Below are 24,407 nucleotides of genomic sequence, written 5' to 3'. Positions count from 1 at the left end.
CTGAACAAACAGGATGACCGCGCACCCAAGGAACCGGTTACCGATTCGAGCGTTCGTTAATCCAAATGAAGAATGTATGAATCGGAGCCAACCATGAAATCCCGGATTTCGAAAGTCAACAGGGGTTTTGCATTTGCCACAGGTACAGCCATGTTCCTCCTGAGCATGACGGTCGCCCCCAATGCCGAGAGCCGCATGGATTCCGGCATCGCGCTGGCCGCTCAGGCTGACTGCGACCGCCTGGCTGGCAGCCCCAACGACAACCAGCGCAACCGCGCCTATGGTGCGGTCGACATCGACAACATCGATGCAACGGCGGTCGATTCCTGCCGCATGGCCTTCGATGCGACCGGCAACCCGCGCTATGCCTACCAGCTCGGTCGCGCGCTCAATCACGCGCAGGACGTCGATCAGGCCATCGTCGCCTATGAGGCGGCTGTCGCAGCCGACTATCCCGCCGCCAAAGTGAACTTCGGCATGTTGATGGGTCGGCTCGGCGACGCGGATGCCGAGTTCCAGATGTACAGCGAGGCTGCCAACAGCGGCAATGTGCTGGCCTCCTACAACCTCGGCGTCGCCTATCGCGATGGTCTCGGCACCACTCCGGATGCGGAAAAGGCTCTCTACTGGCTTGAAAAGGCAGCCGCTGCCGGTGACGATACGGCTGCTTTCAATATCGCCGTCATCTACGACGAGGGTAAGCTGGTTCCAGCCGACGACGAAACAGCCATCGTCTGGTACGACGTGGCAGTTTCGCGTGGCAACGTCGACGCCATGGTCAACCTCGGCATTATGCTTGAAACCGGCGAAGGCATTGCGCCCAATGTGCAGCAGGCTGCGGAGATGTATGCTCTGGCAGGTCAGCACGGCGATATCTTCGGCGCCACCCGCTATCTCGAGCTGCAGGAAGCTGGCGTTCTCGCACCGCCCTCCGCGGTTGCCGAAATGGACGAGGGCATGAAGACACTGGTGCTGAAGGAAGGCGACGTCGAAACACCCGCCTCTTTCGCCAAGGATATCTGAGCGGATCTCGATCAGCGGCTTGACCGCAGGCTCGCCGGCTACCGACGCACATTGCGCCATGCCCGAAATCAACTAGATGGGTAGGGAGAAATGGCGCACCCGGAACGATTCGAACGTCCGACCCCCAGATTCGTAGTCTGGTGCTCTATCCAGCTGAGCTACGGGTGCGTGCTGCAAGGCGACGGTGCCGCTTGCGTGGCGATCCTCTAAAACGTCCGCTTTCCGATTGCAAGCGATTTTCCGGCAACGATGCAAAATTTGCTTGGGCACTCATCAGAACAGCCTGAAAACACGTGTGTTTCCGGCCTATGCACGGGCGCGATAGTCCTCCAGTTCCACCGGACGATCCGGAATTTCGATCCTGAACTGGGTTCCGGGTCCGGGTTTTTCCACCAGCGCAATCGTCCCGCCATGGGCGAGCACGAGTTCGCGGGCGATGGCGAGACCAAGTCCCGTGCCGCCGGAGCGGGCAGATCCGCGGAAGGCGGCAAACAGATTTTCCCGCGCCTTGCGCGGCATGCCAGGGCCGGTGTCGTCGATGGTGATGCTGACGACGCTGCCGATGCGATGCGCCATGACCGTGATCCGCCGAACCGTGGCCGGATCGTCAGGATGAAAGGCGGCGAGCGCCTGGGCGGAGTTGCGGCAGATATTGTGGATGACCCGAAACAGCTGCTCGCCATCGGCGTCGATCTCGAGATCCGTCGCGATCTGTTCCACGAACTCGATGTCGCCGTCCGGATCAAGCGCGAGGATCTCGCGAACGTCCTGACAGAGCTCAGCAAAGCGGACACGGCGACGCCTTGGCGCCGCCTCCGTGGCCTGGCCATAGGAGAGAACCTCGCTGGTATAGCCCACAGCCCGATCGATCGTGCGCAGGAGCTTTGGCGCAAAACTGCGCACCATCGGGTCATCGACATCCACGAGCCGGTCCGACATCAATTGGGCGGAAGCGAGGATGTTGCGCATGTCGTGGTTGATCTTGGAGACGGCGAGACCGAGATCGGCGAGGTTCTTTTGCTGTTTCAACGTCCGCTGAAGCTCCACCTGCATGGCGGAAAGGTGACGCCCGGCCACGGCAAGCTCGCCCTTCGCGCCACCACCCTGAAAGACCCTCTGCGGATCCTCCGGCCGTTCGGAGAAGAACTGCATGTTGCGTGTCAGGTTGCGGATCGGGCGGATCATCATCCGGTTGATGGCAAGGAAGATGAGGAAAGCGGTGATGAGCGAGATGACGATCGAGAGGGTGAACATCATCCGCGAGTAGTGCAGCATGTCCCGGCGCAGGGCATCATCGGTCATCACCAGCTCGATGATCATGTCGCTCTCGCCGACCGGGCCGAAGACGCGCATGATGCGCCCCCCGCCCAGGAAGAGCGTATCCATGGCATCGCGGATGGAAACGAGAAGCGGCACATCGGCGAGATCGTACTGGTCGTCCACCTGTGGCGGAATGTCCACGGCCGCAAGCAGACGGGAAGTGCCGTCCTTGCGCAGTGCGATGACCTTGGCGCCGGTTGCCAGGAGCGTATCGTCCTGGACGCTGCGCGGCAGCTCCGAGGGCTGCAGGCCATCGATGACGATCCCGGCAGCGGCGGCGGTATCCAGCCGATCGCGCAGCCAGTTCATCCGCATGCCGGCAACCGAGGGCGCGAAGATCAGAACCTCCGCAAGCATCACGAAGACAACCGTCATCCAGAGAAGACGCCCGGAGAGCCCGCGAAACAGGCCGGGCATCGGTTCGTGGCCGGCCCGGTTCGACAAGGCATCCGTTTCTCTGTGCGCTTCACCGCTCATGCGGATCTCCGGTCTTCGATGCAGCGGAACACCCGCGGCAGCAACGTAGTTAGAAGCCCCACACTCTTTTACCAGTTTTTGCAGCGCGCACAAACAAGGGCCGGATGTGTGTCCGGCCCTTTGCGTCGATCCTGAATGCCGGAACCTGTGCGGCTCAGAATTCTTCCCAATCCGATTCCACCGCAGCCGAAGATGCCGCTGCTCCGCCGGCACCGAACGCCTTGGCGATCGCACCCGTCATGGCACGTGCCGGAGAGACGCGGGGGCGCTGATCGGAGGCGGCGACCGGACGTGACGGCCTAGCTGCCGCAGGGGTCCGCCCGGCTACGGACGCAGCGGCGCCGTAGCGCGGTGCGGCAGGCTGAGCGACATGACCTTCGCCATTGCCGATATCGAACCGCGACATCATCGAGAAGAGACTCTTTGCTTCAGACGAGAGCTTCTCCGTGGCAGCCGAGGTTTCCTCGACCATGGCGGCATTCTGCTGGGTCACCTGATCCATCTGGTTGATGGCGATGTTGACCTCCTGAAGACCTGTTGCCTGCTCCTTCGCCGCCAGGGCGATAGAATGAATATGGTCGTTGATACGCAGGACTCTGCTTTCGATTTCCGAGAGGGACTCGCCGGTCTTCTGGACGAAGCGCACGCCCCCCGCGACTTCCTCGCCGGATTTGGTGATCAGGCCCTTGATGTCCTTGGCAGCCGCCGCCGACCGTTGCGCCAGTTCACGCACCTCCTGGGCAACAACGGCAAAGCCCTTGCCGGCCTCGCCAGCGCGTGCCGCCTCGACCCCGGCGTTCAGCGCCAGAAGATTGGTCTGGAAGGCGATTTCATCGATGACGTTGGTGATCTGCGCGATCTCGCGGGAGGCCTGTTCGATACGGCCCATGGCTTCAACGGCACTGCGGACGACGGCACCGGACTGAACCGCACTTTCCTTCGCCTCGCCGACCATCACGGTCGCTTCCTGGGCACGTTCGGTCGACGTGCGCACGACCGCGGTGATCTGATCGAGTGCAGCCGAAGTCTCCTCCAGTGCTGCGGCCTGCTGCTCCGTGCGCTTGGAGAGGTCGTTGGTGGCGCTGCTCAGCTCGTTCGAGCCGCCGTTGATCGTGCTCGTGCTCTGGCGGACACTCTGCATCGCTTCGCGAAGACTTTCTACCGCAGCGTTGACGTTGGATTGCAGATCCGCAAACGAGCCTCGGAAATTGCCGGACATGGATTGCGTCAGGTCTCCCTGCGCCAGCGATTTCGCGACGCGACCAGTCTCGCTGACGCCGGCTTCCACCGTGGCGATGAGCTGATCCACGTTCCGGGCGAAGTTATCAAGGCTCTCGTCACCGAACTGCTTGTCGATGCGCTTGCTGAAATCGCCTGCCACGGTGGCGCCGACAACTGCTTCCATGCGCATGCGCAGGTCGTCACTGCGGGCACGACTGCCGCTCTCCTCTTCGTTCATGCGGGCGACTTCAATGCCGTTGCGCTTGAAGATTTCCACTGCGGTCGCCATTTCGCCGATCTCGTCGGAGCGGCCCATCGAGGGAATTGCCGTGGTAAAGTCGCCAGCGGCAATCCTCTGCATGCTGTTGGTGATCTCCAGGAGCGGCCCGCTCAACTGCCGGCGTCCAAGATAGAGGCCGAAGGCAGCGCCAGCGCCTACGCCCAGCAGTGTCACTATCTCCAAGGCAAGCACGATCGTGCTGCTGAACGCGTCCATCTCCGCATCAACGGCATCCAGCTTTGCCAGATCCGCAGCGACGATTTTGTCGATCTCGGCCTGGAATGCCTTGCGATTGTTCCGATTTCCCTCGTTGTTGCCCTGCTCGTTGGCCGCCTCGGGGCCAACTTCGGTTCCGAGACGAACGGTTTCGCTCCGGAAGGTGCGGAACTCGGAAGCCCGCTGCAGGAGGTTCTGGAAGTTCGCCTGCTCGCTTTCGGGCACGCCCGCTTTCCATTCCGTCAACAGCTTGTCCATACCGTCGAGGCTGGCTTGCAGTCCTGCGCCGAACTTGCTTGCCTGCTCCGTCGTCTTCGACGCGTAGATGCCACGCGCATCCATCACCACGGCCGTGACGAGGCGGTTGAGGCTTTCGCCCATATGAGCCTGTTGCGCTGCAGCTTCGTAAGCATCCATCTTCGTGCGGTATTCCGACAGGGCGAACAGGGACAAGCCTCCCACCACCAGCGCAACCGCGCTCATAAGACCAACAAGCAGATTAATCTTGCCGCGGATTTTCATCACATTCCCTCTTCAAGTCGCATCTCTACTCTCAGGGAAATTTCGTGATGACGATTGTCCCGAGCTCTAGTGCGAGATTTGACATGCAGGCGTTAAGAAATGTTTGCCCGGAATGAGGGCGCAAGTCGGCGAGACGATGCCCCTTTTTAAGCCAAGCTATTGGCGAAAAGACGAAAATTGGCGCCAAATTCGCCTTTTGACGAGAAACTATCAATTTTCACCACTCACTTCCAAGGATCAAGACCTGACCAGAGGGCGGAGACATCGTTAACTGAAGCATCGTCCGGATCAGCGAACGCGCATTTGACTTTTTGGGCCAAGTGCTTTTATAAGCCGCGGACGTTCCGCCTCTGCAGGCTCGCGCGTATGCGACCTATGGCAGAACGTCTCCTAAACGCTGTTGCCGCAAGGCAAATTAAGAAGGGCCGCACACCGCGGTATTAAATAAATGTCTAAGCGTACCTTTCAACCGTCCAAGCTTGTTCGCAAGCGTCGTCACGGTTTCCGTGCCCGTATGGCCACCGCTGGTGGCCGCAAGGTTCTTGCAGCTCGTCGCTCGCGCGGCCGCAACCGTCTCTCGGCCTAAGGGCCGGGCGTGCCCGTCAGTCGGGCGATGACGGACGAAGACACATTCAAAAAAACTGCCGGGCGGCTGAAAAGCCGGCCGCAGTTTCTTGCTGTGCGCGCTGGTGAAACGCGCCGAGGCCGCAACTTTGTTCTGGAAGTCCTGGACCGTCAAGAACCCGAGGCGGAGCCCCGGGTCGGATTCACGGTGACCAAGAGGCATGGCAATGCCGTCGAGCGCAACCGGATGCGGCGGCGCCTGAAGGAAGCCGTCAGACATTCTGCCGCGTTTGCAATGAAGCCCGGACACGACTATGTCATTGTCGCGCGACGGGAGGTCCTTACGGTGCCCTTCGCGGAATTGACCGTTCAGCTTGTCGAGCGCATCGAGGCACGGCCGAAACACAAGCGGTCCGAGGAGACCCGTTCCAGGAAAGCATGATGGAAAAGAACCGCAATTATTTTATTGCGATCGCCCTTTCGGTGGTGATCGTCATTGCCTGGCAATTCCTCTACATGAGCCCGAGGATGGAAGCGCAGCAGCGGGCCCTTGAGGCCCAGCAGGCACTCCAGGGTGAAGCTTCGCAGCCTGTGACGCCCGAAAGCCCCGGCGTTGCCGTCAATGGGACACTTCCCGGCACGGGCCAGGCGCAGGCAACCGCTACCCGTGAGCAGGCGCTGGCGACAGCCCCGCGGGTCGCCATCGACACGCCTGCCCTCGCCGGCTCCATCAACCTGATCGGCGCGCGCTTCGACGACCTGAAGCTGCGCGAGTATCACGAGACCGTCGACGACGAGAGCCCGCTCATCACGCTCTTCTCGCCCGCAGATACAGCCGGTGGCTATTTCACCGAACTCGGGTTCGTCCAAAGCGAGACCTCCGGAGCGGTTCCGGGTCCCGGCACGGAGTGGAGCCTTTCGAGCGGCGAGAAACTGACCGTCGATACACCGGTCGTCCTGAGCTTCACCAATGACAGAGGCGTCGTGTTCAACCGGACCATCTCGGTTGACGACCACTACATGATCACCGTCGCCGACAGCATCCAGAATGGTGCAGGCGAAGCCGTGACATTTGCGCCCTACGGACGGGTCACCCGCTACAACAAGCCGGCGACGCCTTCCGTCTTCGTGATCCACGAAGGCTTCATCGGCGTGATCGGCGAAACCGGCCTCGTCGAGGAGAGCTACGGCAACATCGAAGACGAAGCGGTCGCCAACGCCAAGGCCACCGGCGGCTGGCTCGGCATCACCGACAAATACTGGGCAGCAACGCTCGTGCCGCCGCAGGCGCTGCCCTACGAATCCCGTTTCTCGCATTTCACGGATGGTCAGCCGCGCTACCAGGCGGACTTCAAGAGCGATGCCCTGACCGTCGAGCCTGGCCAATCGGTCGAGCTGACAAACCGGGTCTTTGCCGGCGCCAAGGAAGTGCCGCTGGTCGACCAGTACGAGGAATCCTATTCGATTCCGCGCTTCGAGCTTCTGATCGACTGGGGATGGTTCTACTTCATCACCAAGCCGATGTTCCACCTGATGGACTTCTTCTTCCGCTACTTCGGCAACTTCGGCGTGGCGATCCTGCTGACGACGATCGTCGTGAAGGCACTGTTCTTCCCGCTGGCCAGCAAGCAATACGCTTCGATGGCCAACATGAAGCGCATGCAGCCGAAGATGGCCGAGCTGAAGGAGAAGCACGGCGACGACCGTATGGCGATGCAGCAGGCGATGATGCAGCTCTACAAGGAGGAAAAGATCAACCCGATTGCGGGCTGCTGGCCGATCCTCCTGCAGATCCCGGTGTTCTTTGCCCTCTACAAGGTGATCTACGTCACCATCGAGATGCGCCACGCACCCTTCTTTGGCTGGATCCAGGATCTCTCGGCTCCGGACCCGACGTCCCTCTTCAACCTCTTCGGTCTTCTTCCCTACGACGTGCCGCACTTCCTGATGATCGGCGTCTGGCCGCTGATCATGGGCATCACCATGTTCGTGCAGATGCGCATGAACCCGACGCCGCCCGATCCGACCCAGGCGATGATCTTCAACTGGATGCCGCTTGTCTTCACCTTCATGCTGGCGACCTTCCCGGCCGGTCTGGTGATCTACTGGGCGTGGAACAACACGCTGTCGATCACGCAGCAGGCGCTGATCATGAAGCGTCACGGCGCCAAGATCGAGCTCTTCGACAATATGAAGGGCCTGTTCCGGCGAAAGCCGACGGCCAGCAAATAGTTTTGAAAAGCCCCGGTTCGCCGGGGCTTTTTTCTTTCTCTGGCGCCATGGTCAGTGCTGTCAACTTGACAAGCCGGAGCAAAAGCTGGAAGCCCTCCCTTCTATAGCGACAGGACAGACACCATGCCCGCAGACACGACCCCGGACGAAAAGCCGTTGTTCGGCCGCCCCTGGATCTTCATCCGCGGCGTCCCCTCGCTTGAGTTCCTGCCACCGGAAGGCCCACTGGAAGTGGCCTTCGCCGGTCGCTCGAACGTCGGCAAGTCGTCGCTGATCAACGCGCTGGTCGGCTCCAAAGGGCTTGCCCGGACGTCCAACACGCCCGGCCGCACCCAGGAACTCAACTACTTCGTGCCCGAGGGCTATTCCGGCGCAGGCGGGGACCTGCCGCCGATGGCGCTCGTCGACATGCCGGGCTACGGCTATGCCAAGGCGCCCAAGGAAACCGTCGATGCCTGGACGAAGCTGGTCTTCGACTACCTGCGCGGCCGCGCCACGCTGAAGCGCGTCTACGTGCTGATCGACAGCCGCCACGGCATCAAGAAGAATGACGAGGACGTGCTGGACCTCCTGGACAAGGCTGCCGTTTCCTACCAGATCGTCCTCACCAAGACGGACAAGATCAAGGAGGCCGGCGTACCGCGGCTTCTTGATGAGACGGCCGAATTGATCCGCAAGCGGCCGGCCGCCTTTCCCCAGCTGATCGCCACTTCCTCGGAAAAGGGAAAAGGCCTCGACGAACTGCGCCAGGCGATCCTGGAAACCATCGGGTAGCCACCCGGGAAATTCATTCGCTGCCAATCGAGAAAGGGCGGGCCTTGCGACCCGCCCTTTCCATCAGGTGCAGCGATCCGCGCGCGAACGCAGAGCACTGACTGGTGAATTACATCTTCGGCAGGAGAACCTTGTCGATCACATGGATGACACCATTCGACTGTTGGACGTCGGCGATTGTGACCGTCGCCACGCCGCCGGCTTCGTCGGTCAGCGTGATCTTGCCCATGCCTTCCTTGGCCTTCAGAACACAGCCACCGACTGTGGTGACGTCATGCTCGCCGCTGTCGTCGGCGATCATCTTGGATATCGCGGAGGACATCGCTTCTGCCGCTACGACATGGCAGGTCAGGATCTTGACCAGCTGGTCCTTGTTCTCGGGCTTCAGCAGAGTGTCTACCGTGCCGGCCGGCAGCGCTTCGAAGGCGGCATTGGTGGGGGCGAAGACGGTGAACGGACCGTCGCCCTGCAGCGTTTCGACCAGACCGGCTGCCTTGACGGCGGCGACCAGCGTCGTGTGATCCTTGGAGTTCATGGCGTTTTCGACAATGTTCTTGTCTTCGAACATGGCAGCGCCGCCGACTTCGGGGTTGGCTGCCTGTGCCGAAAATGCGCCGGCGGAGATGACGGTTGCAACGGCAAGCGTGCGAAGTGCAGATTTCAGCATCGTGATTTCCTCTTCCTCTTGGATCCGATTGCCCGGGCGCAGGGCGCCGGCGGGACAAGTGGCTCCCGATCATCGGGAACATCACAAGCGACGAGAGACAAAGGAAAAGAGTTTCAACGTGGCGCAGGAAATTCGCGCATAATCCGCAAGTTGTTGAATATCATTGCGATTACTGAACAGGTCTGCGTGTCTGACCGATGGCGATCACGGGGCCTGTCGCCTGTCCGGTCGGTGAACCGCCGAAGGGTTCGAGACTGACGGCAAGGGTTGCGCCCTCGGTCACCCTTTGACGCAGATCCGCCGGGATCACCAGCGATCCCTCGCCGGTCTGCGGCAGGACACCAAGCGAGATGGTGGGCTCATCGCCGCCGGGCACGAGCCACAATTCCAGTGACCGTTCCTCTGCGGGACCGGCAGCGGCCACCGGCGTCATCTGCAGGCGCCCACTCTCCCGGTCGTATCGGGCAAGCAGTGTCACCGGGGCATCTTCTCCGGCAAGTTCCGCCACCAGCGGCGCATCAGGGTCGCCCGGACCGAATGCCGCGCTTTCATAAAGCGCGAAAGCGAGCAACAGCGCGAGCGACGCCACGGTTGCTCCACGCCACAGGACGAGCGAGTTCCAAAGACCGCCAAGGCCTCTGCTGTGCTTGTTGCCCCGCGGCGCAAAGAGCCGCTGCTCGATAGTGGAGAATACCGCTGCCGGCGGCGCGACCGGTACATAGTCGTGATCGAATTCGGAGAGATTGCCCTGCCAGCGTGCGACGATGGCCGCAAAGGCGCGGTCGCGCTCCATGCGGTTTTCGACGGCGATCCGGTCGCGCAGAGACAGAACGCCGAGCACGTACTCGCCGGCCAGCACCTCGTCACGGGCGCGATCTCCCTCGCTGTTGTCCGGCGTCGTCATCGATCCAGGCACTCTCTCAACGTCAACAGGCTCCTTCGCAGCCAGGTTCTCATCGTATTCAGTGGTACTGCGAACTGATCCGCAAGTTCCTGATAGCTCAGGCCTTCGACATAGGCGCTGCGGATTGCCGAGGCCCTGTCAGGATCCAGTTCCTGCATGCACCTGTCAATTCTACGTCCCTCGCCTTTCAGCACCGTCAACTGCTCCGGGTCGGGACTATCGTCGCGCAGTTCGAGGCCCGCGTCCTCGATCGTATCCGCCACCGGCCGGCGCGCCCGCAACCGATCAATCGCGTGATTGCGGGCGATGGCGCAGAGCCAGCCCTGAGGGTCGGCACCATTACCCGCAAAACGGTCCGCCCGGTGCCAGATCTTGACGAAAATCTCCTGTAGCGCGTCCTCGGCGTCCGCCCGGTCTTTCAGGATACGGAGACAGACGGCAAAAAGTTTCGGAGCGCTGGCGGAATAAAGCGCGGCAAACGCGGCACGATCGCGCAGCGCCACCCGGCCGATCAGACTTGCAACATCATGCGTGGCCAAGAGGCGCCTTTCTCCTCAAAGACGTTTCAGCAGTTCTGATATGGCATATCCCTAATTTGTTAAAGCTGGACAGGCGATTATTTCATCTGCCGGCAACTTAGGCTAAAAGGCCGGGCACGCATTCTACGGGGAACCCAATGACGCCTTCGGACAGCCAACTTCAGGCGCAACTTCTGGCCCAGGCCCTGCCCTATATGCAGCGCTACGAGAACAAGACCATCGTTGTGAAATACGGCGGCCATGCCATGGGCGACATTGAGCTCGGCAAGGCTTTCGCCGCCGACATCGCGCTCCTGAAGCAGTCCGGCGTCAATCCGATCGTCGTCCACGGCGGCGGGCCGCAGATCGGCGCCATGCTGACCAAGATGGGCATCGAATCGAAGTTCGAAGGCGGCCTGCGGGTCACCGACCAGAAGACGGTCGAGATCGTCGAGATGGTTCTGGCCGGCTCCATCAACAAGGAGATCGTCGCACTCATCAACCAGACGGGCGAATGGGCGATCGGCCTCTGCGGCAAGGACGGCAACATGGTCTTTGCCGAAAAGGCGAAGAAGACCATCATCGACCCGGATTCACGCATCGAACGCGTCCTCGACCTCGGCTTCGTCGGCGAGGTCGTGGAAGTCGACCGGACGCTGCTCGACCTGCTGGCGAAATCCGAGATGATCCCGGTGATCGCGCCCGTCGCACCGGGCCGCGATGGCGCCACCTACAACATCAATGCCGATACGTTTGCCGGCGCCATCGCCGGCGCGCTGCGGGCCACCCGCCTGCTGTTTCTGACCGACGTGCCCGGCGTCCTCGACAAGGACAAGCAGCTCATCAAGGAGCTTTCAGTGGCGCAGGCGCAGGCGCTCATTGCGGATGGCACCATCTCCGGCGGCATGATCCCGAAGGTCGAGACCTGCATCGAAGCGATCAAGGCCGGCGTGCAAGGGGTCGTCATCCTCAACGGCAAGACGGCGCATTCCGTGCTGCTCGAGATCTTCACCGAGCATGGCGCCGGTACGCTGATCGTTCCGTGAGGACATTTGGTCTGCACGGACACGCCGTCAGATCAGCACCAGCGCCAGGATCCCCAGCACGATCAGCAGGCAGCCGGCGATCTCCAGCCGGTTGACGTGTTCCTTGAAGATCAGGACGGACGAGGCGAAGGTGAACAGCATCTCGATCTGCGCCAACGCCTTGATCACGGCCGCCGGCTGCAGTGTCATGGCCGTGAACCAGCCGAAGGATGCCGTGGCGCCGACAAAGCCGACGACCACGGCCGGCCGCCATGCCCGGGCAATGCGCGGCAGCTCCTGCCGATCCTTGAGAACCAGCCAGGCCAGCATCGCCACCGCCTGCATGACGATGACGACGAGCAGCGTGTAGCCGGCCTGCATGACAGGGTCAGGTTCGGGCAGGCTTGGGGCCAGCGACAGCGAGGCATAGCGGTAGGAAACGCCGGAGATGCCGAAGAGGAAACCCGACGCCAACCCCAAGACCGCCGTACGGCTGCCAATGGATGTGATCAGCGATCGCAGCGTCAGCTCGGTCCTTGCCACCGAGATGAGCATGACACCGACGATGGAGATCGCAATGGCGATCACGGTGTCGATCGTAATGGTTTCCCCCACCAGCACAAGCGCGACCAGTGCGGCCTGCGCCGGCTCCGTTCTCGAATAGGCCGTGCCGACAGCGAAGTTGCGGAAGGCGAAGATGTAGACGAGCAGGAAGGTGGCGCCGATCTGCGCGAAGCCGCCCGCGACCGCCCAGATCGCGAAAGAGAGATTGGGCACCGGCATCGGCCGGCCGAGGCCATAGTGAAGGATCGCCATGTAGAGGACGGCAAAGGGAACGCCGTAGCCAAAGCGCACGAAGGTGGCGCCGGTGGTGTTCAGCCGGCCGCGCAAGTGCTTCTGCAGCACCGAGCGCATGTTCTGCAGAAAGGCCGCGGCAATGGTGATGGGGATCCAGAGTTCCATGCGACCGGCGGTAGCACCGTCGCCGCGTTCAGCCAAGATCACTTTCGGGGCAGATCGAAGTCTGGCGTTTTCTTTCGCCGCCACAGCGTGCATAAGGCGGCATGACCAAGCCCAGCACCTCCCCTTCGCCCGCCGATTTCGCGCACGTCAACGAGTGGGTCTTCGACCTCGACAACACGCTCTACCCGCATCACGTCAACCTGTTTTCGCAGATCGACAAGAACATGAGCGCTTTCGTCGCCGAGCTGCTGCAGCTGGAGCCGGACGAGGCGCGGGCTCTGCAAAAGCGTTACTATCACGAGCACGGAACGACACTGCAGGGGCTGATGCTCAACCACGGCATCTCGCCGGATGCATTCCTGGAGCGGGCCCATGCGATCGACTATTCTTCGCTCCTGCCCCATCCGGAGCTCGGCGAGGCGATCAAGGCGCTGCCGGGCCGCAAGTTCATCTTTACCAACGGCAGCGTGCCCCATGCAGAAGCCGCGGCCCGGGCGCTCGGCATCCTCGACCACTTCGACGACATCTTCGATATCGTCGCCGCCGACTATGTGCCGAAGCCGGCGGGCGCGACCTACGACAAGTTTGCCAGCCTGCACCGCGTCGATACCCGCCATGCGGCGATGTTCGAGGACCTGCCGCGCAACCTGAAGGCACCCAAGATGCTCGGCATGCGCACGGTGCTGCTGGTGCCGCGCAATCTCGACGACGTGCTGATGGAGCGCTGGGAAACACTCTCGGACGAGGACGATCACATCGATTACGTGACGGACGATCTGGCAGGATTCCTCACCGGCGTCATGGGCTGAACCTTACCGAAAGTTCACCCAGGTTACGGATGTTTAAGTGGTTCCTCATGTCGGTTGCGCCTACCTTCGGGTCATAGACAACCGAAAAGGAAGCCTTCCATGAAGACCAACAAGATCATTCTGGCATCGCTCGCAGCCGTCCTCGTCGCCGGCACCGCGTTGCCAAGCTTTGCGGCTCCCGGTCGTGATGGTCCCGGCCGCCACGGCGCCAGAGGCGGCATGATGCAGGAGATGATGTTCGTCCGCCTGCTCAAGACCGCGGACGCCGACAAGAATGGGCAGATCAGCAAGGAAGAGCTCTCCGCACGCCAGGAAGCGCTGTTCTCCGAGATGGACGCCGACAAGGACGGCACACTGATCCCCGGCGAACTGCGTGCCTATCGCGAAGCCAAGATGGAAGAGTTCCGCAAGGACAATCCGCGCCCCGATCGTGCGGAACGTCGCGAAGAGCGCCGCCAGGAGATGGCCCAGAACAACGACGACGGCGATGACGCGGATGAGAGCAACGACCGTCCCGGCCCACGCGGTGACCGCGCTGAACGTCGTCACGAAGGTGGGCGCCACGGCATGCACCACGGCGGACGCATGGGCCCGCAGATGGGCGGCATGCAGCTGATCCGCCAGGCGGACACGGACGAGAACGGCCAGTTCAGCAAGGCTGAGGTGACCGCTGCCGTGGACAAGCTGTTTGCCCGCATGGACCGCAACGAAGACGGTGTCATCAGCATCGACGACATGCCGGACCGCCCCTTCTAGTCACCGCCACCCCAGGGACTAGCACGGTCTGTCATCAACCCGCCCCACCGCCCGGGGCGGGTTTTCCTTTACGTCAGTGCTCGTAGAAGTCGGCGACGATCTTCCAGGCCTCGTCGGCCGTTTCGACGAAGCGTATCAATTCGAGGTCTTCCGGCGCGATCGTGCCGAAATCGGCGAGCGCCTGCCAGTTGACCATGGTGGTCCAGAACTCCTTGCCGAACAGGACGAAGGGGATGCGCTCCATCCGGCGCGTCTGGATCAGCGTCAGCGCCTCGAACATCTCGTCCATCGTGCCGAAGCCGCCCGGAAAGATGATGATGGCCTTTGCCCGCATCATCAGATGCATCTTGCGGACGGCAAAATAGTGGAAATTGAAGCTGAGCTCGGGCGTCACATAGGGATTGGGCGCCTGCTCGTGCGGCAGGACCACGTTGAAACCGACGGTGGGTGCGCCGGCTTCCGAGGCACCGCGATTGCCGGCCTCCATGACGCCCGGCCCGCCGCCGGTCACCACCACATATTCCTGATGGTCGAACTGCTCCCCGTAACGGGCACAGAGATTGGCGAACTTGCGGGCCTCTTCGTAGTAGATCGAGGCAGCCTCGAGGTTCATGCGCTGCGTCTCGTTGCGGGCGGCCCAGGCCTCCTGGCCGGGCGCCGGGATGCGGGCACCGCCGAACAGGACGACCGTCGACTTGATTCGCCGTTCGGCAAGGATCATCTCGGCCTTGAGAAGCTCGAGTTGGAGGCGCACGGGCCGCAGTTCCTCGCGGCAGAGAAAGTCTTCATCCGCGTAGGCAAGACGGTAGGAAGGCGACATCGATTGCGGTGTCTTGGGGACGCCGGCGGCGCTCTGCCGGTCGGTGGAACTGTCCTTCAGGGGATCCCAGACGCCATCCTTGCGCCGCGGGCCATCCTTCTTCGCCTTCGCCATGTTCTGCCTTCCAAGTCGGGCGCGCTGCGCCAATTCACGTTGACGGTGGAGTGGCGGTCGCTTAGAGCAATTAGCATCGATTGGCCAGCCGCCAGACCACCCCAATCCATCCTGCCGATCTGAACTGAAGGACTTCCCATGAGCACCGCGGATTTCGCCTCCCTGGAAACGACCATCGAGACTGCCTTTGAACAACGGGACAGTGTTTCGGTTTCGACCAAGGGCGAAATTCGCGACGCCGTCGATGCCGCGCTCGACCTCCTCGACGGCGGCAAGGCCCGGGTTGCCGAGCGCCAGTCGGACGGATCCTGGAAAGTGAACCAGTGGCTGAAGAAGGCCGTCCTCCTGTCGTTCCGGCTGAACGACATGGGCGTGGTCACGGGCGGCCCCGGCCAGTCCACCTGGTGGGACAAGGTGCCCTCCAAGTTCGAAAACTGGGGTGAAAACCATTTCCGCGCCGCGGGCTTCCGCGCGGTGCCGAACGCGGTCGTGCGCCGTTCCGCCTATATCGCGCCCAACGTCGTGCTGATGCCATCCTTCGTCAACCTCGGCGCCCATGTCGGCGAGGGTACGATGGTCGATACCTGGGCGACCGTCGGCTCCTGCGCGCAGATCGGCAAGAACGTGCATCTTTCGGGCGGCGTCGGAATCGGCGGCGTGCTGGAGCCGATGCAGGCCGGCCCGACGATCATTGAGGACAACTGCTTTATCGGCGCCCGCTCGGAGGTCGTCGAAGGCTGCATCATCCGCGAGGGCTCCGTGCTCGGCATGGGCGTCTTCATCGGCCAGTCGACGAAAATCGTCGACCGGGCGACCGGCTCGATCACCTACGGCGAAGTTCCACCCTATTCCGTCGTCGTCGCCGGCACGATGCCCGGCAAGCCGTTCCCGAACGGCGAACAGGGCCCGAGCCTCTACTGCGCCGTCATCGTCAAGCGCGTCGACGAGAGGACCCGTTCGAAGACGGGCATCAACGAACTGCTGCGGGACTGATCGCCGACCATGGCCGCAACCGATCCCGTAGACAACCTGCAGGCGCTCATTCGCTGCCGTTCGGTCACACCGATCGAGGGCGGAGCGCTCTCGGCGCTTGAAGCCGCACTGACCTCACTCGGCTTCAGGGTCGAGCGGATGGTGGCGACAGCAGACGGCACGCCGGACGTCGAGAACCTCTATGCCCGGCTCGGCAGCGAGGGACCGCACCTGATGTTTGCCGGCCATACGGATGTCGTTCCGCCCGGCGACGAGGGCGCCTGGTCGCATCCGCCGTTTGCGGCCGAAATTGCCAATGGGATGCTTTACGGTCGCGGCGCCGTCGACATGAAGGGCGGCATCGCCTGCTTCGTGGCGGCGGTTGCACGACATGTGGAGAAGCACGGACCGCCTGCGGGCTCTATCTCGCTGCTGATCACCGGCGACGAGGAAGGCCCGGCCGTCAACGGCACGGAGAAGCTGCTGACCTGGGCTTCCGAAAAGGGCGAGACATGGGACGCCTGCCTCGTCGGCGAGCCGACCAATCCGGATGTCCTCGGCGACATGATCAAGATCGGCCGGCGCGGGTCTCTGTCGGGCAAGATCACCGTCCACGGCGTGCAGGGCCATGCCGCCTATCCGCATCTGGCCGACAACCCGCTGCGCGGGCTGCTGCAGCTGACGCATGCGCTGATGGACCCACCCTTCGACCATGGCACGGACGACTTCCAGCCCTCCAATCTGGAGGTGACCACGATCGATGCGGGCAATCCGGCCGTCAACGTCATCCCGTCGAAGGCAACGGCGGCATTCAACATCCGCTTCAACGACAGCTGGACCGCCGACAGCCTGAAGGCGGAGATCATCCGCCGCCTGGACGCGGCTGCCGCCGACGGCGCCTTGCGGCCCGGGCGCTCGCCGGTCCGCTACGAGATCGCCTGGAGCGAGCGACCGAGCCATGTCTTCCTGACCCGCAACACTGCTCTGACCGCTTCGCTTTCCGAAGCCATAGAAACGGTCACCAGACAGACACCGATCCTCTCCACCACCGGCGGCACGTCGGATGCGCGGTTCATCAAGGACTACTGCCCGGTTGTTGAATTCGGCCTCGTCGGCCAGACCATGCACATGGTGGACGAGCGGGTTGCCGTTGCGGACCTCGAGACACTGACGCAGATCTATGGCGGCTTCATTGCGAAATGGTTCGACAATGCCCGGACTGAATGAAGTCAGGATCTATCTCTCCGGTCTCTGGCTCCTCATCCGCGGCGATGCGGGAGGATTGAAGCGCCTCGACGTCAGCGACCGCGGGCTGATGCGGTCCTTCTGGGCCATTCTCTTGTGCCTGCCTGCCATGGCGGCCTCATGGGTCTGGTGGCGCGCGCTCTATCTGCGAGGAATGCCGCAGGACACGGAGCTCGGCGGCATCTTCTTTTTCCGACTGGCCATGCTGGAGCTTGCCAACTGGCTTGTTCCGCTGGTGCTGATCGGCTTCATGGCCTGGGCGCTGGCGCTGGGGCGCAAGTATTACGCCATGGTGGTCGCGGTAAACTGGCTCTCGGTTCCCTTCGCCTATGCCTACGGGGCCCTCAGCCTGCTCCTGATGCTGGTGCCAGGCCTGACTGGATTGCTGTCGCTGATCTGGCTCTTCCTAATGATGGCGCTGGTGTTCTCGATATCGCGGATCTTCCGGATCATCTGCGGGCCGCATCCGCTGATGGTGGCGACGCTGACCATGGTGCTGATCATCCCGACAATGCTGCTCTCCGATACGATGGAGCGCTTCCTCGGCATCTATCCCGGCTGAGGATCAGAGGTCGCCCGGGTAATCCACCTTCATGAAATAAAGCCCTTCGGGCGGGGCCACCGGGCCGCAGGCCTTGCGGTCCTTGGCCTCCAATGCCGCGCGCACATCCTCAGGCGTCATCTTGTGCTCGCCCGCGAGCTTCAGCGTGCCTGCGAACGAGCGTATCTGATTGTGCAGGAAGCTCTGGGCGGAGGCGCGGATCTCGATAAGTTCGCCCTCCCGCGTCACGTCCAGCCGGTCGAGGGTGCGCATCGGGCTTTTCGCCTGGCAATGGGTCGAGCGGAAGGTGGTAAAGTCGTGGTGGCCGACGAGCATCTGCGCCGCCGCATGCATCGCCTCGTGGTCGAGCCCCTTTGGCAGCCACCAGGCCCGCTTCGCTTCCAGCGCCAGCGGCGCCGCGCGGCAGATGATCCGGTAGAGATAGTGGCGCCGCAGGGCGGAGAAACGGGCGTCGAAGCCGTCGTCCACTGCCTGGACGTCGAGGATCGCCAGCTTCTCTCTCTTCATTCCGAGGTGGGCATTGAGCGCGTTGCGCAGCTTGTGGGGCTCCCAGCTCCTCGAAATATCCGCATGAATGACCTGACCCATGGCGTGGACGCCGGAATCGGTGCGCCCTGCCCCGCGGATGGCGACCGTCTCGCCTGTCAGCGACAGGATTGCCTTTTCGATCGCCGCCTGCGCCGAATGCCCGTTCTCCTGCCGCTGCCAGCCGACATAGGGAGAACCGTCATATTCAACCGTCATGCGGTAGCGGGGCATCAGCCGAGCCTCATGCCGGGGAGGATCGGCGTGCCGCGCAGAAAGTCCGACGTATCAAGCGGCTTGCCGCCTGCCTTCTGGAGGCGAACGAGCCGGACGGCGCCACTGCCGCAGGCGACGGTAAGACGATCATCCAGAACGGTGCCCGGCTCGCCGTCCCAGGTTCCCAGTTCGGACGCCAGCACCTTGATGCGTTCGCTCTTGCCGTTGACGACAGCCTCCATCCAGGCGCCCGGAAAGGGCGCAAGGCCGCGGATGTGATTGTGGACGTCACGGGCGGGCCGCGAAAAATCGATGCGTGTCTCGTTCTTGTCGATCTTGGCGGCGTAGAGGACGCCGTCGTCTGACTGCGGCACCAGCGGCAGCTCGCCCGCTTCCAGCTTGTTCATCGCCTCGACCATGGCGCGGGCGCCGACGAGCATCAGCTGGTCATGGAGTTCGCCCGCGGTTGTGTTCTCGCCGATCTCGACCTCGCGGGCGAGTGCGACCGGACCGGTGTCCAGCCCCTTTTCCATCTGCATGACCATCATGCCGGTCTTGGCATCGCCCGCCATGATCGCCCTCTGGATCGGGGCCGCACCGCGCCAGCGCGGCAGCAGCGAGGCGTGGCCGTTGTAGCAGCCCAGCCGGGTGCCCTGGAGGATCGCTTCGGGAAGCAGCAGGCCGTAGGCGACGACGACCGCCACATCGGCCTTCAGGTCGCGGAACCGCTCCCGTTCTGCCTCTTCCTTGAAGTTCAGTGGCGTGAAGACCGGAATGCCCAGAAGCTCGGCCGCCTGGTGGACCGGCGATTTCTGCAGATCGAGCCCACGACGGCCGCCGGGCCGCGGCGGCTGGCTGTAGACCGCCGCGATTTCGTGGCCCGCGTCCTTCAAGGCGCGCAGCGTCGGTACGGAGAACTCTGGCGTTCCCATGAAGATGATGCGAAGCGTCATCGTGATCCCGTCTGCGTTCGAGTGCACTCAGGTGGCAGGCCGTCGATGCCGGAGCATCCACAGGCCGTCGTCAGACAACGCGTGAGCGGGCGGCCTTGGTGAACTTCTTGATCACCATCTCCCGCTTCAGCCGCGAAATGTGGTCGATGAACAGGATGCCGTTGAGATGGTCGATCTCGTGCTGCAGGCAGGTTGCCAGCAGGCCGTCTGCCTCGATTGTCTGCTTCTTGCCGTCGCGCCCGATGTACTGGACCGTGACGGTGGCCGGGCGTTCGACCTCGGCGTAGTAATCCGGGATCGAGAGACAGCCTTCCTCGTAGACGGAGCGGTCGTCGGATGTGGCAACGATTTCCGGGTTGATGAAGACCTGCGGCTTGTTCTCCTCGTCGTCGCGGGAGATATCGATCACCAGCAGCCGGCGCGGGACGCCGATCTGGACTGCGGCAAGGCCAATGCCCGGCGCATCGTACATCGTCTCCAACATGTCGTCGGCCAGGCGAAGCACTTCGGTGTCGACCTGCTCGAACGGCCTGGACGGCTGGCGGAGGATCGGATCGGGGAGAATGATAAGAGGCTTGATCGTCATCGCCTCCCATAGCGCATCTTTTTCGCGGATGGAACAGGTGAGAATGGTCTCTGAAGCGCTGCAGAGCCCCGATGTTCCTGTTTTGATCTTTCCACCCCTGCGATATCTGCTAGGGTGCGGGAATGGACAGCATCATCGCCCTTCTGCACACCTCGCTCCAGACCGCGCCGCCGACATTCTGGGTGATCCTCCTGATCGCGGCACTCGTCTGCGTAGCGGCGGTCTATGCCATTGCCTCTGCGCACCGCCGGGGCACGGAGGCGGCGCGCCAGGCGGCACAGGCGGAAGCAAGGCTGATCGAGCTCATGCGCCACCAGGCCGAGATGCAGGGACGCCTGGCGCATATGACGGAGACGCTGTCGCAACGGCAGTCGGAGCTCGGCCAGGCGGTCAACCAGCGGCTCGACGGAATGAGCCAGCGGCTGGGGAGCACGATCACGGAGCAGACGAAGTCGACGCACGAAAACCTGCGCCTGCTGCAGGAGCGGCTGGCCGTGATCGACGCGGCGCAGAACAACATCCAGAGCCTCGCCAAGGATGTCGTCGGTCTGCAGGCCATCCTCTCCAACAAGCAGACCCGCGGTGCCTTCGGCCAGGGGCGCATGGAGGCGATCGTCGCCGACGGGCTGCCGATGGGCGCCTATGAGTTCCAGACTCAGCTCTCCAACGGCAAGCGGCCGGACTGCACGATCAGAATGCCGAACGGGGCGCCGCCGCTGGTGATCGACGCTAAGTTTCCGCTGGAGGCCTGGAATATGTTTCACGATGTCGCGGCACCGGAGGCCCGCAAGGCGGCCGCGGCGCAGTTCCGCCGCGATCTCGAGGTGCACATCCGCGACATTGCCGAGAAATACCTGATCCCGCGCGAGACCCAGGAGATGGCCTTCCTGTTCGTGCCGTCGGAATCGATCTTCGCGGAGATCCACGAGCATTTCGACGGCGCCGTGCAGAAGGCGCAGCGCTTGCGCGTGGTGATCGTCTCGCCCTCGCTGCTGATGCTCTCGATCCAGGTGATCCAGGCGGTGCTCAAGGACCAGCGCATGCGCGAGCAGGCGCATCTGATCCAGGGCGAGGTGGCGCATCTGATGGAGGACCTTTCGCGTCTCGACGACAGGACCCGCAAGCTCCAGGGTCATTTTCAAGCGGCGCAGCGGGATGTGGAGCAGATCCTCACCTCCTCCGACAAACTCGTGAAGCGCGGCGCCAAGATCGGCGGGCTGGAACTGGCAAGCGCCACGGAGCCGGCCCCCGAGAGCGAACCGAGCCCGCCGCGGGCCGTGGAAAGCCGGAGCGGCCTGTTGAAGTTCCGGGTGGTTGACGAGGACTAAGCGCCTCGGGCAGTGTCGCCCCAATCTCACATCCTCAAGGCATCTCACATGATCACTGTCCTCGGCTCCATCAACATGGATCTCATCGCCACCACGGCGCGGCTGCCGGAGCCTGGCGAGACTGTTGCCGGCACCGGCTTTGCCACGGCTGCGGGCGGCAAGGGCGCCAACCAGGCGCTGGCAGCCCGGCGGGCGGGATCTGGCGTGCGCATGGTCGGCGCTGTTGGGGAAGACGAATTCGCTGGGCCGGCACTCGCGCTGCTGGACGAGGCCGGCGTCGATCTCACGGGCGTCAGTCCTGTCGAAGGCCCTACCGGAACCGCCCTCATCCTCGTCGGCGGAACCGGCGAGAACATGATCGTGGTCGTCCCCGGCGCCAACGGCACCGTGACGGACGTTCAGGCGACAACGGCGGTCGAGGCCATGTCGGACGGTGATATCCTGATGCTGCAGCTGGAAATTCCCGCCACGGCGGTCGAGGCGGCGCTGACGGCTGCCCGGGCCCGCGGCATCACCACGATCCTCAACACCGCGCCGCTGACCGACGAGGCGGCGCGACTGGCGGGGCTTGCGGATGTCGTCGTCGCCAACGAAACCGAATTCGAGCTGCTGTCCGGCCGTTCAGACCTCGACCCTGCGGCACGAGAGGAAGCCCTGCTGCAATTGCACCGTGAGACGGGGCAGACCTACGTCGTCACGCTCGGCGCGGATGGTGTCATCGCCGCGCGCGATGGGGCGCTGCACAGGGCGCAAGGCCTGAAGATCGAGCCCGTCGATACCGTCGGTGCCGGAGACACCTTCTGCGGCACTCTCGCAGCCGCCCTCGACAGCGGCATCGCCTTCGACCAGGCGCTGCGGCGAGCCGCCGTCGCCGGCTCGCTGGCCTGCCTGAAGCCCGGCGCCCAGCCTTCCATTCCGACAAAAGCCGAGGTTGAAGACCGGCTGCAGGGTTGACCGGCTAGAGCCGGCCGACCCGTTCCGTCAGCAGGTCGAAGAAGCCGTCGGCATCGACATTGCGCATGACCATGGCGTTCGGCTCCCGGCCCGAGACCCGCCACCAGTCGACGACCGTCATGCCGACCGTCAGCTCCGACTGCGTCTCGACCTCGACATTGCAATGGCGGCCGGAGAAGAGCTCGGGCTTCAACAGGTAAGCGATCACCGACGGATCATGCAGGGGTCCGCCGTCTGAGCCGTATTTCTCCTCGTCGAAGCGCTCGAAGAAGGCGAGCCAGTCGACCAGCACCTGGGCCGGGCGGGTCCCGAGCGCCGCGATTTTCGACACCCGGTCCTTGCGGGTGAGAAGCTGGTGGGTGATGTCGAGCGGCATCATCACGATCGGCATGCCTGACGCGAAGACGAGCGCGGCGGCTTCTGGATCGACATAGACATTGAACTCGGCGGCCGGAGTGATGTTGCCGCCTTCGAAGAAGCCGCCGCCCATCATCACCAGCTCCCTGACCCGACCGGCAATCGCAGGCTCCTTCCGGAGCGCGAGCGCAACGTTGGTAAGCGGGCCCAGCGTGCAGAGCGTGATCGAGCCCTCAGGCTCGCGCATGATCGTTTCGACGATGAAATCGACCGCAGGCTGTGAGCGAACGGCCATCGCTGGTTCCGGCAGATCGGCGCCGTCAAGACCTGTGCGGCCATGCACATGCTCGGCGGTGACCGGCTTGCGGACGAGCGGACGTTCCGCTCCCTCGTAGACGGCGGCATCGCTGTGGCCGCAAAGCTCGCAGATGATGCGGACGTTGCGGCTGGTGAACGACAGGGGGACGTTGCCGGCCACCGCCGTCAGGCCAAGCACTTCGATCTCGTCCGGACTTGCGAACGCCATCATGATGGCTGCTGCGTCGTCCTGTCCGGGATCGGTGTCTATGATGATCTTTATGCTCTCTGCCATGTCGAACCTTCATCCTGTTTGCGCACATTAGCTACACGCGCTCCCGGCGGCAGGCAATGGCGCCGCCGGCGGTGACCAGCGGCTTGCGCCTGATACCTTCTGTTCCCATATTGCGGGCGGATACGGTGCCGCCTGGCGGGCCGGAATCATGGTCGCTTTTGCAAGGACTGAACAATGAGCCGCATCACGCCGTTCGCGAGCCCGCTGCTTCTGGGCTTTGACGCCATGGAAAAGACGCTGGAGCGCCTGGCCAAGGCCAATGACGGATACCCGCCCTACAACATCGAACGGCTTCAGGCCGATCGCGCCGCAGATGAACCCGAGCGGTTGCGAATCACGCTGGCGGTTGCCGGCTTCAGCGAGGCCGAGCTGGAGGTGACGGTCGAGGAAAGCCAGCTGGTGATCCGCGGCCGGCAGGTCGATCAACCGGATCGCGACTATCTCTATCGCGGCATTGCAGCGCGCCAGTTCCAGCGCATGTTCGTACTGGCCGACGGCATGGAAGTGGCTGGGGCGGCGCTCAGAAACGGGCTTCTGTCCGTTGATCTCATCCGGCCAGAGGCAGCCCGCATGGTGCGAAAAATTAACATTTCCGCCTCAGAGTAGGACCAACGACATTAACGTCGTTACGCCCCTCAATGTCGGAGGCTGGAATGCTCCTGAAAGAAGCGAACACGCAGTTGACCCTTTCCGAACTTGCCCATCTGGGCGCCGGAGAAGTCGGCTACATTCGCAAAATACGGTCGGAAGATGTGTCGCGTTGCTTTCCCGAGGCACCGGACATGGATCCCAACCTTGATCTATGGGCGCTGTTTGGCGCCGATGGTACGCCGATCCTGCTGACCGACAACCGGTCCAGCACGTTCTTCAAGGCGGCCGAAGACGACCTGAAAACGGTCAGCCTGCACTAAC

The 24,407-nt window shown here is 62.9% G+C and carries 25 protein-coding genes, 1 tRNA gene and 2 pseudogenes; 15 read left to right on the top strand and 13 right to left on the bottom strand.

Annotated elements, in window-relative coordinates; all coding sequences use genetic code 11:
• Nucleotides 1-150 precede the first annotated feature (150 nt).
• A complete protein-coding gene (locus M1E10_RS10315; RefSeq protein ID WP_499176253.1) occupies nt 151-1,023 on the top strand; it encodes a tetratricopeptide repeat protein in 873 nt (290 codons plus the stop codon).
• A gap of 91 nt (nt 1,024-1,114) precedes the next feature.
• Here the strand turns inward: M1E10_RS10315 and M1E10_RS10310 are convergent.
• From M1E10_RS10310 to M1E10_RS10300, 3 genes are all read right to left on the bottom strand, one after another.
• Nucleotides 1,115-1,191 (bottom strand) — tRNA-Arg (locus M1E10_RS10310).
• Nucleotides 1,192-1,329: 138 nt separating this feature from the next.
• Nucleotides 1,330-2,820 carry an ATP-binding protein gene (locus tag M1E10_RS10305; RefSeq protein WP_499176252.1) on the bottom strand — a complete coding sequence of 497 codons (1,491 nt, stop codon included), beginning with the start codon at nt 2,818-2,820 and terminating at the stop codon, nt 1,330-1,332.
• 154 nt (nt 2,821-2,974) lie between these two features.
• Nucleotides 2,975-5,059, bottom strand: coding sequence for a HAMP domain-containing methyl-accepting chemotaxis protein (locus M1E10_RS10300; protein ID WP_499176251.1), 2,085 nt, complete (start codon nt 5,057-5,059; stop codon nt 2,975-2,977).
• Between the two features lie 448 nt (nt 5,060-5,507).
• On the opposite strand from M1E10_RS10300, the gene rpmH reads away from it, so the two are divergent.
• From rpmH to yihA, 4 genes are all read left to right on the top strand, one after another.
• A complete protein-coding gene (gene rpmH / locus M1E10_RS10295; RefSeq protein WP_077067111.1) occupies nt 5,508-5,645 on the top strand; it encodes a 50S ribosomal protein L34 in 138 nt (45 codons plus the stop codon).
• A 27-nt stretch (nt 5,646-5,672) separates the two neighbouring features.
• A complete protein-coding gene (gene rnpA, locus M1E10_RS10290) occupies nt 5,673-6,065 on the top strand; it encodes a ribonuclease P protein component (RefSeq protein ID WP_499176250.1) in 393 nt (130 codons plus the stop codon).
• A complete protein-coding gene (yidC, locus tag M1E10_RS10285) occupies nt 6,062-7,855 on the top strand; it encodes a membrane protein insertase YidC (protein WP_499176249.1) in 1,794 nt (597 codons plus the stop codon). The genes rnpA and yidC overlap by 4 nt, the downstream gene beginning before the upstream one ends.
• Before the next feature lie 123 nt (nt 7,856-7,978).
• Nucleotides 7,979-8,629, top strand: coding sequence for a GTP-binding protein (gene yihA, locus M1E10_RS10280; protein ID WP_499176248.1), 651 nt, complete (start codon nt 7,979-7,981; stop codon nt 8,627-8,629).
• A gap of 109 nt (nt 8,630-8,738) precedes the next feature.
• Here the strand turns inward: yihA and M1E10_RS10275 are convergent, their stop codons facing one another.
• From M1E10_RS10275 to M1E10_RS10265, 3 genes are all read right to left on the bottom strand, one after another.
• Nucleotides 8,739-9,296 carry a fasciclin domain-containing protein gene (locus M1E10_RS10275; protein WP_499176247.1) on the bottom strand — a complete coding sequence of 186 codons (558 nt, stop codon included), beginning with the start codon at nt 9,294-9,296 and terminating at the stop codon, nt 8,739-8,741.
• Between the two features lie 169 nt (nt 9,297-9,465).
• On the bottom strand, nt 9,466-10,200 hold the full coding sequence (locus M1E10_RS10270; protein ID WP_499176246.1) for an anti-sigma factor: 735 nt from the start codon (nt 10,198-10,200) through the stop codon (nt 9,466-9,468).
• On the bottom strand, nt 10,197-10,739 hold the full coding sequence (locus M1E10_RS10265; protein WP_499176245.1) for a sigma-70 family RNA polymerase sigma factor: 543 nt from the start codon (nt 10,737-10,739) through the stop codon (nt 10,197-10,199). Before M1E10_RS10265 ends, M1E10_RS10270 begins: the two co-directional genes overlap by 4 nt.
• A 137-nt stretch (nt 10,740-10,876) precedes the next feature.
• Between M1E10_RS10265 and argB the strand changes: the two are divergent.
• Nucleotides 10,877-11,632: pseudogene (argB, locus tag M1E10_RS10260) on the top strand (acetylglutamate kinase); the annotation flags it as partial.
• Here argB and M1E10_RS10255 read toward each other — a convergent pair.
• A pseudogene (locus M1E10_RS10255) lies at nt 11,617-11,730 on the bottom strand (hypothetical protein); the annotation flags it as partial. The pseudogenes argB and M1E10_RS10255 sit on opposite strands and share 16 nt — an antisense overlap.
• 61 nt (nt 11,731-11,791) lie before the next feature.
• Entirely contained in the window at nt 11,792-12,706 is a 915-nt protein-coding gene (locus M1E10_RS10250) for a DMT family transporter (RefSeq protein ID WP_499177147.1), read from the bottom strand.
• A gap of 101 nt (nt 12,707-12,807) precedes the next feature.
• On the opposite strand from M1E10_RS10250, the gene M1E10_RS10245 reads away from it, so the two are divergent.
• Nucleotides 12,808-13,515: an HAD family hydrolase gene (locus tag M1E10_RS10245; RefSeq protein WP_499176244.1), complete on the top strand. Its 708-nt coding sequence runs from the start codon at nt 12,808-12,810 to the stop codon at nt 13,513-13,515.
• A 99-nt stretch (nt 13,516-13,614) separates the two neighbouring features.
• Nucleotides 13,615-14,271 (top strand): EF-hand domain-containing protein, encoded by a 657-nt coding sequence (locus tag M1E10_RS10240; RefSeq protein WP_499176243.1) that lies wholly within the window; start codon nt 13,615-13,617, stop codon nt 14,269-14,271.
• A gap of 73 nt (nt 14,272-14,344) precedes the next feature.
• Here M1E10_RS10240 and M1E10_RS10235 read toward each other — a convergent pair whose 3' ends face one another.
• Nucleotides 14,345-15,205, bottom strand: a complete 861-nt coding sequence (locus tag M1E10_RS10235; protein WP_499176242.1) for an LOG family protein — start codon at nt 15,203-15,205, stop codon at nt 14,345-14,347.
• Between the two features lie 138 nt (nt 15,206-15,343).
• On the opposite strand from M1E10_RS10235, the gene dapD reads away from it, so the two are divergent.
• From dapD to M1E10_RS10220, 3 genes are read left to right on the top strand one after another with little or no spacing between them, the layout of a single operon-like run.
• Entirely contained in the window at nt 15,344-16,198 is an 855-nt protein-coding gene (dapD, locus tag M1E10_RS10230; RefSeq protein ID WP_499176241.1) for a 2,3,4,5-tetrahydropyridine-2,6-dicarboxylate N-succinyltransferase, read from the top strand.
• Nucleotides 16,199-16,207: 9 nt separating this feature from the next.
• Complete coding sequence (gene dapE, locus M1E10_RS10225; protein ID WP_499176240.1) at nt 16,208-17,404, top strand: succinyl-diaminopimelate desuccinylase; 1,197 nt, start codon at nt 16,208-16,210, stop codon at nt 17,402-17,404.
• The gene (locus M1E10_RS10220) at nt 17,388-17,984 is read left to right on the top strand and encodes a hypothetical protein (protein WP_499176239.1); all 597 of its coding nucleotides are present in this window, start codon (nt 17,388-17,390) and stop codon (nt 17,982-17,984) included. The genes dapE and M1E10_RS10220 overlap by 17 nt, the downstream gene beginning before the upstream one ends.
• A 3-nt stretch (nt 17,985-17,987) precedes the next feature.
• Here M1E10_RS10220 and truA read toward each other — a convergent pair whose 3' ends face one another.
• The 3 genes from truA to def form a co-directional block, all read right to left on the bottom strand.
• On the bottom strand, nt 17,988-18,743 hold the full coding sequence (gene truA / locus M1E10_RS10215) for a tRNA pseudouridine synthase A (RefSeq protein WP_499176238.1): 756 nt from the start codon (nt 18,741-18,743) through the stop codon (nt 17,988-17,990).
• Nucleotides 18,743-19,678 (bottom strand): methionyl-tRNA formyltransferase, encoded by a 936-nt coding sequence (gene fmt / locus M1E10_RS10210; RefSeq protein WP_499176237.1) that lies wholly within the window; start codon nt 19,676-19,678, stop codon nt 18,743-18,745. The genes truA and fmt overlap by 1 nt, the downstream gene beginning before the upstream one ends.
• A 70-nt stretch (nt 19,679-19,748) precedes the next feature.
• A complete protein-coding gene (gene def / locus M1E10_RS10205; protein ID WP_499176236.1) occupies nt 19,749-20,264 on the bottom strand; it encodes a peptide deformylase in 516 nt (171 codons plus the stop codon).
• A 122-nt stretch (nt 20,265-20,386) separates the two neighbouring features.
• Here def and M1E10_RS10200 point away from each other — a divergent pair, with 122 nt between their 5' ends.
• A complete protein-coding gene (locus M1E10_RS10200) occupies nt 20,387-21,592 on the top strand; it encodes a DNA recombination protein RmuC (protein ID WP_499176235.1) in 1,206 nt (401 codons plus the stop codon).
• 48 nt (nt 21,593-21,640) lie between these two features.
• On the top strand, nt 21,641-22,546 hold the full coding sequence (locus M1E10_RS10195) for a ribokinase (RefSeq protein WP_499176234.1): 906 nt from the start codon (nt 21,641-21,643) through the stop codon (nt 22,544-22,546).
• 4 nt (nt 22,547-22,550) lie between these two features.
• On the opposite strand, the gene M1E10_RS10190 is transcribed toward M1E10_RS10195, so the two are convergent.
• Entirely contained in the window at nt 22,551-23,495 is a 945-nt protein-coding gene (locus M1E10_RS10190) for a nucleoside hydrolase (protein ID WP_499176233.1), read from the bottom strand.
• Nucleotides 23,496-23,669: 174 nt separating this feature from the next.
• On the opposite strand from M1E10_RS10190, the gene M1E10_RS10185 reads away from it, so the two are divergent.
• The gene (locus M1E10_RS10185; RefSeq protein ID WP_499176232.1) at nt 23,670-24,101 is read left to right on the top strand and encodes an Hsp20 family protein; all 432 of its coding nucleotides are present in this window, start codon (nt 23,670-23,672) and stop codon (nt 24,099-24,101) included.
• A 47-nt stretch (nt 24,102-24,148) separates the two neighbouring features.
• On the top strand, nt 24,149-24,406 hold the full coding sequence (locus M1E10_RS10180) for a BQ00720 family protein (protein ID WP_029619976.1): 258 nt from the start codon (nt 24,149-24,151) through the stop codon (nt 24,404-24,406).
• Nucleotide 24,407: the final 1 nt, after the last annotated feature.

The sequence above is a fragment of the Rhizobium sp. PK7-22 genome (assembly GCF_056530405.1).
Note: the sequence above shows the minus strand (reverse complement) of the source record. Positions and strands in the feature narration are given on the sequence as shown.

Excerpts from the sequence above, each read along its gene's own strand:
- M1E10_RS10315 (WP_499176253.1), top strand. The coding sequence starts at position 151 with ATGTTCCTCCTGAGCATGACGGTCGCCCCCAATGCCGAGAGCCGCATG.
- M1E10_RS10305 (WP_499176252.1), bottom strand. The coding sequence starts at position 2,820 with ATGAGCGGTGAAGCGCACAGAGAAACGGATGCCTTGTCGAACCGGGCC.
- M1E10_RS10300 (WP_499176251.1), bottom strand. The coding sequence starts at position 5,059 with ATGAAAATCCGCGGCAAGATTAATCTGCTTGTTGGTCTTATGAGCGCG.
- rpmH (WP_077067111.1), top strand. The coding sequence starts at position 5,508 with ATGTCTAAGCGTACCTTTCAACCGTCCAAGCTTGTTCGCAAGCGTCGT.
- rnpA (WP_499176250.1), top strand. The coding sequence starts at position 5,673 with ATGACGGACGAAGACACATTCAAAAAAACTGCCGGGCGGCTGAAAAGC.
- yidC (WP_499176249.1), top strand. The coding sequence starts at position 6,062 with ATGATGGAAAAGAACCGCAATTATTTTATTGCGATCGCCCTTTCGGTG.
- yihA (WP_499176248.1), top strand. The coding sequence starts at position 7,979 with ATGCCCGCAGACACGACCCCGGACGAAAAGCCGTTGTTCGGCCGCCCC.
- M1E10_RS10275 (WP_499176247.1), bottom strand. The coding sequence starts at position 9,296 with ATGCTGAAATCTGCACTTCGCACGCTTGCCGTTGCAACCGTCATCTCC.
- M1E10_RS10270 (WP_499176246.1), bottom strand. The coding sequence starts at position 10,200 with ATGACGACGCCGGACAACAGCGAGGGAGATCGCGCCCGTGACGAGGTG.
- M1E10_RS10250 (WP_499177147.1), bottom strand. The coding sequence starts at position 12,706 with ATGGAACTCTGGATCCCCATCACCATTGCCGCGGCCTTTCTGCAGAAC.
- M1E10_RS10245 (WP_499176244.1), top strand. The coding sequence starts at position 12,808 with ATGACCAAGCCCAGCACCTCCCCTTCGCCCGCCGATTTCGCGCACGTC.
- M1E10_RS10240 (WP_499176243.1), top strand. The coding sequence starts at position 13,615 with ATGAAGACCAACAAGATCATTCTGGCATCGCTCGCAGCCGTCCTCGTC.
- M1E10_RS10235 (WP_499176242.1), bottom strand. The coding sequence starts at position 15,205 with ATGGCGAAGGCGAAGAAGGATGGCCCGCGGCGCAAGGATGGCGTCTGG.
- dapD (WP_499176241.1), top strand. The coding sequence starts at position 15,344 with ATGAGCACCGCGGATTTCGCCTCCCTGGAAACGACCATCGAGACTGCC.
- dapE (WP_499176240.1), top strand. The coding sequence starts at position 16,208 with ATGGCCGCAACCGATCCCGTAGACAACCTGCAGGCGCTCATTCGCTGC.
- M1E10_RS10220 (WP_499176239.1), top strand. The coding sequence starts at position 17,388 with ATGCCCGGACTGAATGAAGTCAGGATCTATCTCTCCGGTCTCTGGCTC.
- truA (WP_499176238.1), bottom strand. The coding sequence starts at position 18,743 with ATGCCCCGCTACCGCATGACGGTTGAATATGACGGTTCTCCCTATGTC.
- fmt (WP_499176237.1), bottom strand. The coding sequence starts at position 19,678 with ATGACGCTTCGCATCATCTTCATGGGAACGCCAGAGTTCTCCGTACCG.
- def (WP_499176236.1), bottom strand. The coding sequence starts at position 20,264 with ATGACGATCAAGCCTCTTATCATTCTCCCCGATCCGATCCTCCGCCAG.
- M1E10_RS10200 (WP_499176235.1), top strand. The coding sequence starts at position 20,387 with ATGGACAGCATCATCGCCCTTCTGCACACCTCGCTCCAGACCGCGCCG.
- M1E10_RS10195 (WP_499176234.1), top strand. The coding sequence starts at position 21,641 with ATGATCACTGTCCTCGGCTCCATCAACATGGATCTCATCGCCACCACG.
- M1E10_RS10190 (WP_499176233.1), bottom strand. The coding sequence starts at position 23,495 with ATGGCAGAGAGCATAAAGATCATCATAGACACCGATCCCGGACAGGAC.
- M1E10_RS10185 (WP_499176232.1), top strand. The coding sequence starts at position 23,670 with ATGAGCCGCATCACGCCGTTCGCGAGCCCGCTGCTTCTGGGCTTTGAC.
- M1E10_RS10180 (WP_029619976.1), top strand. The coding sequence starts at position 24,149 with ATGCTCCTGAAAGAAGCGAACACGCAGTTGACCCTTTCCGAACTTGCC.